The organism is Rhodoplanes tepidamans (genome assembly GCF_030813915.1).
Taxonomy (GTDB): Bacteria; Pseudomonadota; Alphaproteobacteria; order Rhizobiales; family Xanthobacteraceae; genus Rhodoplanes; species Rhodoplanes tepidamans.
The window spans coordinates 203317-214146 of sequence record NZ_JAUSUJ010000006.1; the positions used below are offsets into that span (position 1 = coordinate 203317).

Annotated in this window: 14 protein-coding genes and 1 riboswitch; of the genes, 7 read left to right on the forward strand and 7 right to left on the reverse strand. The window is 69.8% G+C overall.

The features are described from left to right. The first annotated feature begins 1 nt into the window (after position 1). Positions 2 to 304, forward strand: a complete 303-nt coding sequence (locus tag J2S22_RS09760; RefSeq protein WP_272777092.1) for a DUF1330 domain-containing protein — start codon at positions 2 to 4, stop codon at positions 302 to 304. 192 nt (positions 305 to 496) lie between these two features. Continuing rightward, on the forward strand, positions 497 to 1312 hold the full coding sequence (gene dapB, locus J2S22_RS09765) for a 4-hydroxy-tetrahydrodipicolinate reductase (protein WP_272777093.1): 816 nt from the start codon (positions 497 to 499) through the stop codon (positions 1310 to 1312). A gap of 125 nt (positions 1313 to 1437) precedes the next feature. Here the strand turns inward: dapB and gpmI are convergent, their stop codons facing one another. The 3 genes from gpmI to J2S22_RS09780 all read right to left on the reverse strand — a co-directional run bounded on the left by gpmI (position 1438) and on the right by J2S22_RS09780 (position 4600). Then, positions 1438 to 2955, reverse strand: a complete 1518-nt coding sequence (gpmI, locus tag J2S22_RS09770; RefSeq protein WP_272777094.1) for a 2,3-bisphosphoglycerate-independent phosphoglycerate mutase — start codon at positions 2953 to 2955, stop codon at positions 1438 to 1440. Positions 2956 to 3135: 180 nt separating this feature from the next. Next, positions 3136 to 4038, reverse strand: a complete 903-nt coding sequence (locus J2S22_RS09775) for a bifunctional helix-turn-helix domain-containing protein/methylated-DNA--[protein]-cysteine S-methyltransferase (protein WP_272777149.1) — start codon at positions 4036 to 4038, stop codon at positions 3136 to 3138. Positions 4039 to 4057: 19 nt separating this feature from the next. Next, entirely contained in the window at positions 4058 to 4600 is a 543-nt protein-coding gene (locus J2S22_RS09780; protein ID WP_272777095.1) for a DUF2244 domain-containing protein, read from the reverse strand. Positions 4601 to 4708: 108 nt separating this feature from the next. Between J2S22_RS09780 and nth the strand changes: the two genes are divergently transcribed. The 4 genes from nth (at position 4709) to J2S22_RS09800 (ending at position 7101) form a co-directional block, all read left to right on the forward strand. After that, positions 4709 to 5497: an endonuclease III gene (gene nth, locus J2S22_RS09785; protein WP_272777096.1), complete on the forward strand. Its 789-nt coding sequence runs from the start codon at positions 4709 to 4711 to the stop codon at positions 5495 to 5497. An 89-nt stretch (positions 5498 to 5586) separates the two neighbouring features. After that, positions 5587 to 5658: riboswitch (Fluoride riboswitch) on the forward strand. Positions 5659 to 5728: 70 nt separating this feature from the next. Next, positions 5729 to 6124 (forward strand): fluoride efflux transporter CrcB, encoded by a 396-nt coding sequence (gene crcB, locus J2S22_RS09790; RefSeq protein WP_272777097.1) that lies wholly within the window; start codon positions 5729 to 5731, stop codon positions 6122 to 6124. 11 nt (positions 6125 to 6135) lie between these two features. Continuing rightward, complete coding sequence (locus tag J2S22_RS09795) at positions 6136 to 6480, forward strand: DUF190 domain-containing protein (RefSeq protein WP_272777098.1); 345 nt, start codon at positions 6136 to 6138, stop codon at positions 6478 to 6480. A gap of 36 nt (positions 6481 to 6516) precedes the next feature. Continuing rightward, a complete protein-coding gene (locus J2S22_RS09800; RefSeq protein WP_272777099.1) occupies positions 6517 to 7101 on the forward strand; it encodes an NAD(P)H-dependent oxidoreductase in 585 nt (194 codons plus the stop codon). 25 nt (positions 7102 to 7126) lie between these two features. On the opposite strand, the gene J2S22_RS09805 is transcribed toward J2S22_RS09800, so the two are convergent. Both J2S22_RS09805 and J2S22_RS09810 read right to left on the reverse strand, forming a co-directional pair. Beyond that, positions 7127 to 7444 (reverse strand): hypothetical protein, encoded by a 318-nt coding sequence (locus J2S22_RS09805; RefSeq protein ID WP_272777100.1) that lies wholly within the window; start codon positions 7442 to 7444, stop codon positions 7127 to 7129. A 48-nt stretch (positions 7445 to 7492) separates the two neighbouring features. Further along, positions 7493 to 7711, reverse strand: coding sequence for a hypothetical protein (locus J2S22_RS09810; RefSeq protein ID WP_272777101.1), 219 nt, complete (start codon positions 7709 to 7711; stop codon positions 7493 to 7495). 246 nt (positions 7712 to 7957) lie between these two features. Between J2S22_RS09810 and J2S22_RS09815 the strand changes: the two genes are divergently transcribed. Further along, positions 7958 to 8191 carry a hypothetical protein gene (locus tag J2S22_RS09815; RefSeq protein WP_272777102.1) on the forward strand — a complete coding sequence of 78 codons (234 nt, stop codon included), beginning with the start codon at positions 7958 to 7960 and terminating at the stop codon, positions 8189 to 8191. Between the two features lie 39 nt (positions 8192 to 8230). On the opposite strand, the gene J2S22_RS09820 is transcribed toward J2S22_RS09815, so the two are convergent. Continuing rightward, entirely contained in the window at positions 8231 to 9928 is a 1698-nt protein-coding gene (locus tag J2S22_RS09820) for a formate--tetrahydrofolate ligase (protein WP_272777103.1), read from the reverse strand. Positions 9929 to 10021: 93 nt separating this feature from the next. Then, positions 10022 to 10744 carry a GntR family transcriptional regulator gene (locus J2S22_RS09825; RefSeq protein WP_272777104.1) on the reverse strand — a complete coding sequence of 241 codons (723 nt, stop codon included), beginning with the start codon at positions 10742 to 10744 and terminating at the stop codon, positions 10022 to 10024. Positions 10745 to 10830 lie beyond the last annotated feature (86 nt).

A 10830-nucleotide genomic window follows, 5' to 3' on the forward strand; every position in this document is an offset into this window, starting at 1 on the left:
CATGGCCAAGGCATATTGGGTCGCCCGCGTCGACGTCGCCGATCCCGAGGCCTACAAGGCCTATGTGGCCGCCAACGCTGCGGCGTTCTCCAAGTTCGGCGCGCGATTCCTGGTGCGGGCCGGCCGCTTCGAGGCCCCCGAGGGCACGGCGCGCTCGCGCCAGGTGGTGATCGAGTTCCCCGACTACGAGACGGCGCTCGCCTGCTATCGCTCGCCCGAATACCAGGCCGCCAAGGCTCTGCGCACCGCCACCTCGATCGGCGATCTCGTCATCGTCGAAGGCTACGACGGCCCGCAGCCGTAGCGCTCATCGGTCTGCCCGCACAGCCCGCTCGTTCCCGCGCAAGCGGGACTCCGGGGCCGCTCCGCCGTGCCGCCCCTGCGTCCCCGCCTTCGCGGGGACGAGCGGCGGCCGACCGCGTTCGGATGTCGTCTCGACCCTGCTGTACGCCTTCGCACCCCTCCTCTATACCGGCCGGACAGGCAGGAGGGCGTGATGAGCGATGTTCGACTGATCGTGGCGGGGGCCGGCGGCCGGATGGGCCGCACGCTGGTGAAGGCGATCGCCGAGACGAAAGGCGCCGTGCTGGCCGGCGCGATCGACGCCCCGGCCTCGCCGCTGGTCGGGCGCGACACCGGCGAGCTGTCCGGGATCGGCGCCAACGGCATTGCGGTGACGGGCGACCTCGCCGCGCTCGCCGGCCAGGCGGACGGCGTGATCGACTTCACCATCCCGGCGGCCTCGGTGGCGCTCGCCGGGCAGGCCGCGGCGGCGGGGCTGTTCCACGTCGTCGGCACCACCGGCTTCTCGGCCGCCGACGAGCAGGCGATCGCCGCGGCCGCGACGTCGATCCCGATCGTGAAGTCCGGCAACATGAGCCTCGGGGTCAATCTCCTGGCGGCGCTGGCAAAGCGGGTCGCGGCGACGCTCGACGAGGAGTTCGACATCGAGATCCTCGAGATGCACCACAACAAGAAGATCGACGCGCCGTCCGGCACCGCGCTGCTGCTCGGCGAGGCGGCGGCGCAGGGCCGCGGCGTCGACCTCGCCGCCCGCTCCGACCGCGGCCGCGACGGCCACACCGGCGCCCGCAGGCCGGGCGACATCGGCTTCGCGTCGCTGCGCGGCGGCACCGTGGTGGGCGAGCACTGGGCGATCTTCGCCGGGCCGGCCGAGCGCATCGAGCTCGTCCACAAGGCCGAGGACCGGATGATCTTCGCGCGCGGCGCCGTCAAGGCGGCGCTGTGGGCGAAGGGCCGCGCGCCGGGCCTGTACTCGATGATGGACGTGCTCGGGCTGAAGGATTTTTGAGCTTCAATCCGATCATTCCGGGGCGCCGCGCAGCGGCGAACCCGGAATCCAACCAAGCACACCGAGTTCGCGTCTGGATTCCGGGTTCGCGGCTTCGCCGCGCCCCGGAATGACGAGAGCAGAACTCACCGCATCAGCGACTTGCCCGTCATCTCCTTGGGCTGCGGCAGCTCCATCAGGGCCAGCAGGGTCGGCGCGAGGTCGGCGAGGCGGCCGTCGGCGAGGCTCTTGGCGTCGCTGCCGAAAAGCATCACGGGCACCGGGTTCGTCGTGTGGGCCGTGTGCGGACCGCCCGTCACCGGATCGCGCATCAGCTCGCAATTGCCGTGGTCGGCGGTGACGAGGAGCGCCCCGCCCATGTCCCCGATCGCCTCGACGATGCGGCCGAGCCCGGTGTCGGCCGTCTCCACCGCCTTGACGGCGGCCGAGAGAATCCCGGTATGGCCGACCATGTCGGGGTTGGCGAAGTTCAGCACGATCAGGTCGTACTTGCCGGACCGAATCGCCGCGACCGCCTTGTCGGTCAGCTCCGGCGCCGACATCTCGGGCTGCAGGTCGTAGGTCGCGACCTTGGGGGACGGGACCATGATGCGATCCTCGCCCGGAAACTGCTTCTCCTCGCCGCCGTTGAGGAAATACGTGACGTGCGGGTACTTCTCGGTCTCGGCCATGCGCAGCTGGGTGCGGCCGGCGGCGGCCGTCACCTGGCCGAGCCCGTTGGCCAGGCTCTCGGGCGGGAAGATCGTGCCCATCAGGGCGTCGAGCGCCTCGCTGTACTGGGTCATGCCGGCCGCCACGGCCACCTTGGGCGTGCGCGGCCGCGGGAAGCCGGAGAAGCCCGGGTCGAGCAGCGCGCCGAGGATCTCGCGCACCCGGTCGGCCCGGAAGTTGAAGCACAGCACGCCGTCGCCGTCCTTCATGCCGGCATAGTCGCCGATCACGGCCGGGACGATGAACTCGTCGCCGACATTCGCCGCATAGGAGGCCGCGATGGCGGCGGCAGCGTCCTCGTGCCGGGCGCCCTGCGCCTCGACGATCGCGGCCCAGGCCTTCTCGACCCGGTCCCAGCGCTTGTCGCGGTCCATGGCGTAGTAGCGGCCGTCGACGGTGGCGATCGGCACGGTCGACGGCAGGTCGGCGACGAGCTTCTCGACATACTCGGCGGCCGAGCGCGGGGGCGTGTCGCGGCCGTCGGTGAAGACGTGCATGACGGTCGGGATGCCGGCGAGCGCCAGGATGCCCGCCACCGCGGCGCCGTGGTCCTGGTGCGAGTGGACGCCGCCCGGCGAGACGAGGCCCATCAGGTGGCAGGTGCCGCCGGTCTCGCGCAGCGTGTCGATCAGGCCGACCAGCGCCGGCGCCTTCTCGATCGCCCCGGTGGCGATGGCGTCGGTGATGCGCGGCAGGTCCTGCATGACCACCCGGCCGGCGCCGATGTTGAGGTGCCCGACCTCGGAATTGCCCATCTGCCCGTCGGGCAGGCCGACGTCCTTGCCGGAGGTGCGCAGGAAGGCATGCGGGCAGGTCGCCCACAGCCTGTCGAATGTCGGCGTTTTCGCCTGCCGGACGGCGTTGTCGGCGGCGTCCTCGCGCCACCCCCATCCGTCCAGAATGACCAGCATGACGGGACGACGCGTCTGCATGTCGGTGATCTCCCTGCCCGCGCCGAAATCGGCCCCAGGGCGCGGTCCCCCGACTAATGGGACGCCCCACCCGCCGCGTCAACGGCCGGTGAGGCGATACCGGAACGGGAATGGGAGGCGCGACGCCGCCGCGGCCTCGAACCCTCTCCCGCGAGGAAAGAGGGCTGAAAGCCGACTGGCTCACCCTCCGCGCTGGCCGGTCTCCCAGCCGATCATGGCGCGCTTGCGGGTCAGCCCCCAGTGGTAGCCGGTGAGATCGCCGCTTTTCCCTACGACGCGATGGCACGGGACGACGAAGCACAACGGATTGCGGCCGACCGCGGCGCCGACCGCCCGCGCGGCCTTGGGCGAGTGGAGCGTTCCGGCGACCGTAGAGTAGGTGGTGAGATGCCCGAGCGGGACGCGCAGCAGCGTCTCCCATACCCGCACCTCGAAATCCGTGCCGATCAGCACGATGCGCAGCGGCCGGTCGGGCCGCCAGGTGGCGGGATCGAACACCCGGCGGGCGAGCGCCGCCGTGCCGGCCTGATCGCGCACGTAAGTCGCGTTCGGCCAGCGCGCCTGCATGTCGGCCAGCGTCGCCGCCTCGCCGCCCTGGTCCGCGAAGGCGATGCCGGCGAGCCCGCGGCTCGTCCCCATGATCAGGGCGGTGCCGAAGGGCGAGGGATGGAAGCCGTAGTCCAGCACCAGGCCGGCCCCGCCCGCCTTCCATTCGCCCGGCGACATCGCCTCGTGGGTGACGAACAGGTCGTGCAGCCGCCCCGGGCCGGACAGCCCGACCTCGTAGGCGGCGTCGAGCACGCTCGCCGACTCGCGCAGCAGCTTTCGGGCGTAATCGAGCGTGAGCGCCTGGAGAAAGGCCTTCGGTGTCAGCCCGGCCCAGCGGCGGAACAGCGCAGTGAGGCCATCGGTCGACAGGCCGGCCGCGTGCGCCACCGCCTCGATGTCCGGCTGCTGTCTCCAGTTCTCCGACAGGAACGCGATCGCGCGGCGCACGCGGTCGTAATCCTCGGCGGCGCGCGCCAGCGTGGCGCTCTGGGTGCGAACCGGCGGCCGCACCTCGACGGGATCGGTCAGGATCATGGTGCTCATGATGCCGAGCCTACGGCCCGGGCGCAGGGGGATCCACCCGATTTCCGGGCGATGCGGCGGGCGTGCGGGTCGGCCCCCGCCGCGCCTCGCCCAGCGCCGCGGCCAGCGCCGCGGCGAAGCTCTCGCGCTCGGCCGGGGACAGCCAGGCGCCGACCACGAGCCGGCGCCCGTGCGACACCAGGGCGATCCGCATCAGGCCGAAGTCCGGATCGACCTCGCGATCGAGCCGCACCCACACCGGGTTGAGGGTCCATTCGGCGATCGCACCGGTGTGGTCGACCCGCCGGACCGCCAGCACCGAAGGCGTCACCAGGACGTGCTCGCAGGCGACGGCGCGGCGGCGGTTGATCCGGAAGGCCCAATAGACGAGCGCGACGTCGAGCCCTAGAAAGCCGGTGACGGGCCACGCGCCCGCCGCCACGAAGACCAGCCCGAGCGCCCCGCTCGCCGCGGCGAGCAGCAGGATCACGGTCCGTACGCCGGCCCGGTCGAGCGAGCGGTGCGGAGTCACGACGGCCGAGAAGAGGGGCGGCTCGGACGAGGAGGAAGCCATGGGGACCGGGGGTTCGGGCACCGGGGGTTCGGACGCCGACGGTTCGGCGATCGGGGGTCGGCCGCTCCTGGCCGGACGACCTGTCGTGACAACACGGGTGACGCGACGATGATCCGCAAGCCGAAGGCCGGCGGCCCCGAAGCAAGCCGCAAGCCGAAGGCCGCGGTCAAGAGGGCTGCGCGGGTGGCGTCGCCCACGCCGGTGGGCGAGCGGGCGACGCCACCGAAGCGGGCCGCCGCGCCCGGACGCCTGACCGCGGCGGACATCGAGGAGATCTTTCGCCGCTTCCAGGCAAAAAATCCGCAGCCGAAGGGCGAGCTCGAGCACGTCAACCCGTTCACGCTGCTGGTCGCCGTGGTGCTCTCGGCGCAGGCGACCGACGCCGGCGTCAACAAGGCGACCCGCGGCCTGTTCGCGGTCGCCGACACGCCGGAGAAGATGGTCGCGCTCGGCGAGGCGAAGGTCCGCGACTTCATCAAGACGATCGGCCTGTTCAACACCAAGGCCAAGAACGTCATCGCGCTCTCGCAGCAGCTGATCGCCGAGCACGGCGGCGCCGTGCCGGCGACCCGCGAGGCGCTGGAGACGCTGCCGGGCGTCGGCCGCAAGACCGCCAACGTGGTGCTCAACATCGCCTACGGGCAGGAGACCATGGCGGTCGACACCCACATCTTCCGGGTCGGCAACCGCACCGGGCTGGCGCCCGGCAAGACGCCGCTCGAGGTCGAGGCCCGGCTCGAGGCGGTGGTGCCGAAGCCGTACCGGCTGCACGCCCACCACTGGCTGATCCTGCACGGCCGCTACACCTGCACGGCGCTCAGGCCGCGCTGCCCGCTCTGCCCGATCGCCGACCTGTGCCGCTGGCCCGAGAAGACGGCGTCGGTACCGCCGCCGTGAACGCACACGCGTCGTTCCCGGCGCGAACCGTCGCGCCGGCGAGCCCGGGACCATACCCCGTTGCCCCGTGCCCGAAGCGGCGCTAGGGTCGTCGCGATGGGGATGGAGTCCCCCGAAACCGCCCCGGGTCGATCCCGCCGGCTGATGACTCCTGCCGCACCGCGCGGCGGGACTCCGTCCGAGCCGCTCGCGTGCGGATCCGTGAAGGCGAGATTCGGTTCGGGACGACAGATGGCTTATCTCTGGATCGCGATCGGCAGCGCGCTCGGCGGCATGGCGCGCTTCTGGTGCTCGGGCGTGACGGCACGCCTGATCGGCGAAACCTTCCCCTGGGGCACCCTGACCGTGAACGTGGTCGGCTCCTTCGTGATCGGCTTCGTCGCCGTGATCACCGGGCCGGACGGCCGCGTCCTGGTCGGCACGCCGGTGCGCCAGTTCGTCATGCTCGGCGTCTGCGGCGGGTTCACGACGTTCTCGTCGTTCAGCATCCAGACGCTCGAGCTGATGCGCGACGGCCAGTGGCTGGAGGCCGGCGGCAACGTCGTCGGCTCGGTGGCGCTGTGCCTGATCGCCGTGTGGGCGGGCGCCGCCCTCGCCACCGCGTTCAACACGATGCGCTGGGTGTGAGGAGAATCCTTATGAGAGTCCCGCGCGACGCCGTTCTCCTGAGAATCTTCGTGGGCGAGGACGACAAGCTCGACCGCACGCCCCTCTACGAGGCGATCGTGCTGAAGGCGCGCGAGCAGAAGCTCGCCGGCGCCACGGTGCTGCGCGGCCCGCTCGGCTTCGGCCATTCGTCGACGCTGCACACGACGAAGATCCTGCGGCTCTCGGCGGATCTGCCGATCGTCGTCGAGATCGTCGACGCGCCCGAGAAGATCGAGGCCTTCCTGCCGCTGCTCGACGCCATGATGCCGTCGGGCCTCGTCACCATCGAGAAGGTCCAGGTGCTGCAATACGGCGAGCAGCGAAACGGGAAATGAGGGGCCGCGCCTCCGCGCCGCCCTGGACGACATGACATGCGCGTGCTGGTGATCTACTCCCATCCGGTCGAGACGAGCTTCAACGCCGCGGTCCATGCCCGCGTGGTCGACACCCTCCGCAAGGCCGGCCACACGGTCGACGACTGCGACCTCCACGCCGAGGGGTTCAGCCCGGTGCTGACCCGCGAGGAGCGGCTGACCTATCACGACACCGCGATCAATCAGGGGCCGGTCCAGGGCTACGTCGACCGGCTCCTGGCGGCCGACGCGCTGGTGCTGGTCTTCCCGGTGTGGTGCTTCGGCCTGCCGGCGATGCTGAAAGGCTGGTTCGACCGCGTGCTGATGCCGGGCGTCGCCTTCGACATCAGCGATCCGGCCAACGTGAAGCCGGCCCTGACCCATCTTAAGCGGATCGCCGCGGTGACGACCTACGGCCGGCCGCGCTGGACCGCGTTTCTCATGGGCGACCCGCCCCGGAAAGTGATCACGCGCTATCTGCGCGTGCTGTCCGGCGGGCGCGCCAAGATCACCTACACGGCGCATTATCACATGAACGTCTCGACGAACGCGACCCGGGCGGCGCATCTGGAGAAGGTGGCGAAGGTGATGAGGGGGTTGTGAGCGTCACGCCTCCGGCCGCTATTGATCACTTCCGCTTCGCCGTCATCTGTCCGAGCACGAACGAGACGGAGCCGGCGAACAACGCCGAGAGCGTCGTTTGCGCCCACCGCCGGGTGTCGGCGGATGCGGCCGCATCGAACACCGCTTCGTAGGCGCATAGCCCACCGATCAACACCAGAGCCAGCACGATCAGCCCGAAAACGATCATTCCCTTGACGTGCTCGATGCGGTGCTCGCGGTCGTCCTTCCCCAGCCGGACCGTCCGCTCCTCGGCAGTTTCCTCGGGCGCTATGGTGATCGAGGCGCGGGCGAACATATCGTTGACGTCGAGCTCCTGGGACATGCCCTCTCTCCCGAGGATCTGCGCCCGGCGAGCCGGGCGCAGTCCGGCTCACAGCAATCCTACGATCTCGGTCTCCAGCTTCTCCGGGTCGGAGACTAGGCCGATGTGCTTGCCGCGGCGCTTGGCATCGTGCGCCACCTTCATCAAGGCAAGCGCCTGACGGATCACGTCGCTGCGCTGCGTGCCGGTGTCGTCCGCGATGGTTTCGAGCATCTGGTTCAACTCGCTCGACACCTGCAAATTGAGCCGGACCTTGTCCTGCGCCATCTCGTCCTCCATGTCGGCCGTTGGCCCTTGCTGCGCACCTAACCACTCCCGCGCGCAAAATCAACGCCGAAAATATGCGTATCAGACGCTAATGTGGCGTAAAAAAATCGTCAAGATTGCGCTTGAACTACGTACTTTCAGACATATATCGGATTTGGCGCGACCCGAACTGTGAGGGAGGCCGCGTTGCCTTGGAGGTCCCGCGGTATCGAGTTAATGCCGACCGTCCAGCATCGGTTGAGCCGCATGGCCGCCGAAGACAGGGTGGCGTTGCGGGTTGCGCTGGATGACGCCGTCAGAAATCCACACAAAGTCGGAGATCTCAAGTTACGATTCCTGCGCATTCCCGTCACGGACGAGCACGTCGTCGAGTATCGGTTTAGATTTGGATATGCCAACTACGTCATATTCGAGGTACGTGGCACATTTTTTCTTTATGATGCGTGGCTCGATGACGATCTCTACTTTGCTGCCGAGTGACCCGATCTCCCCTACAGCCAAAACGTCCCGCCAGCACTTTCAAAACAGCCCGATAATCCGCCCGTCCGGCGTGACGTCGATGTTGACGGCGGCGGGGATCCGCGGGAGGCCCGGCATGGTCATGACGTCGCCGCAGATGGCGACCACGAAGCCGGCGCCGGCGGCGAGGCGCACCTCGCGCACATGGACGATGTGGCCGGTCGGCGCGCCCTTGATCTCGTGATTGGTCGAGAAGCTGTACTGGGTCTTGGCGATGCACACCGGCAGGCTGCCGTAGCCGGCCGCCTGGAAGGCGGCGAGCTGCTCGGCGACCGGCGCGTCGAGCGCGATGTCCTTGGCCTGGTAGATCTGCTGCGCCACCGTGCGGATCTTTTCCACCAGCGGCATGTCGTCGGGATATAGCAGATTCAGGCGGCTCTTCCCGCTCTCCGCCGCCCGCACCACCGCGCGGGCGACGTCCACGGCGCCTGCACCGCCCTCCGCCCAGTGGTCGGCCACGCAGGCCTCGACGCCCAGGGCCGCGCAGGCGTCGCGGACGAGTGCGATCTCGGCCACGGTGTCGGCCGAGAAGCGATTGATCGACACCACCGGCACCAGCCCGAATTTTTTCACGTTCTCCACGTGACGGCGCAGATTGGAGAGCCCCTCCTCCAGCGCCTCGAGGTTCTCCGCGAAAAGATCCTCCTTGCGGACGCCGCCGTGCATCTTGAGCGCCCGGATGGTGGCGACCAGGACGACGCAGTCGGGCGACAGGCCGGTCTTGCGGCACTTGATGTCGAGGAACTTCTCCGCCCCGAGATCGGCGCCGAAGCCGGCCTCGGTCACCACCCAGTCGGCGAGCTTCAGGGCCGTGCGGGTGGCGATCACCGAGTTGCAGCCGTGCGCAATGTTGGCGAACGGCCCGCCATGCACGAAGGCCGGCGTGCCTTCCAGCGTCTGCACCAGGTTCGGGGCCAGCGCCTCCTTGAGGAGCGCCGCCATGGCGCCGTTGGCGGCGAGGTCGCGCGCCCGGATCGGCGCCTTGTCGCGGGTCTGGGCGACGACGATGTCGCCGAGCCGTTCCTTCAGGTCGGCGAGATTCTCGGCGAGGCAGAAGATCGCCATCACCTCGGAGGCGACCGTGATGTCGAACCCGGCCTCGCGCGGAAACCCGTTCACGGCACCGCCGAGCGAGCAGACGATCTCGCGCAGCGCCCGGTCGTTCATGTCGACGACCCGCCGCCACGTCACCCGCCGGGTGTCGATGCCGAGCGCGTTGCCCCAGTAGACGTGGTTGTCGACCATGGCGGCGAGCAGGTTGTGGGCCGCCCCGATGGCATGGAAGTCGCCGGTGAAATGGAGGTTGATGTCCTCCATCGGCACCACCTGGGCATAGCCGCCGCCGGCCGCCCCGCCCTTCTGGCCGAAGGAGGGGCCGAGGCTCGGCTCGCGCAGACACAGCATCGCCTTCTTGCCGATGTGGACGAGCGCGTCGGTGAGCCCGACCGTGGTGGTGGTCTTGCCCTCGCCGGCCGGCGTCGGCGTGATGGCCGAGACCAGGATCAGCCGCCCGGACGGCCGGTCCTTCAGGGTCTCGACGAAGTCGAGCGACACCTTGGCCTTGTAGCGCCCGTAGGGCTCGAGCTCGTCCGCCGCGATCCCGAGCTTTTCGCGCGCCAGCTCCACGATGGGCCGCTTGGGCGCGTCCTGCGAGATGGCGATGTCGGATTTCGGCGAGACGTGTTGCGAGGCGGGCATTCGAGGCTCGGCTTCGGGACGGCGGGCCCCGATACGTACAGGAACTCGGAGCGCTCGTCGAAGCCTGGCGTCGCGACGCCGGTGGACGGCCTCTCAGTCGCGGGCGAACACGTCGACCATGTCGAAGGCGACCGGCCGGCGGCGGTCGAGCGCCAGGGCGTCCTGCAGCTCGGTGATGTGAGCCCGCATCAGCGCCACGGCCTGCTCGACCTCGCCGGCGGCACAGTGGCGGATGAGGTCGTCGTGGTGGTCGTGCCAGCCGGCGAGGCCGGCCTGGTTGTCGAACAGGTTGACGATCAGGCTGGTGCGGGCGACCAGCAGCCGGACCTGCTCGGCCAGCGTCCGGTTTCCCGAGAGCTCGGCCATCAGCACGTGGAAGCCGCCCGACAGATGGATGGCCTCGCGCAGATGGCCCTGCCTGCGCAGCGCCCGCTCCTGGTCGAGGTTGTCCTGCAGCTTGGCGATGGCGGCCGGATCGGCGGCACGCGCCACCGCCTCGGTGGTGCCGGCCTCGATGGCGACCCGGGCCGCGAACACGTCGCGCGCCTCGGCAGCGTCCGGTGCCGCGACGAAGGCGCCGCGCTTCGGGAAGAACACCACGAGCTTCTCCCAGGTCAGCCGCTGCAGGGCCGTCCCGATCGCCCGCCGCCCCAGGCCGAAGGCCTCGACCAGGGCCATCTCGGTGAGCTTGGTGCCAGGCAGGAGCCGCTGGTCGACGATCGCGGCGAACAGATGCCGGTAGGCGTCGCCCGCGTCCTCGACGCGGGGGCGGTTGCGGTCGTTCATGACGCCGACCAGGCGCCGGGGCTGCTTCATTGTTGTTCGCGACGTCCGGACCGAGCACACAGGATTGCGCGCAATTCATAGCGCAACATTGTTTTTGTTCAAGTTCGCAATCGGCA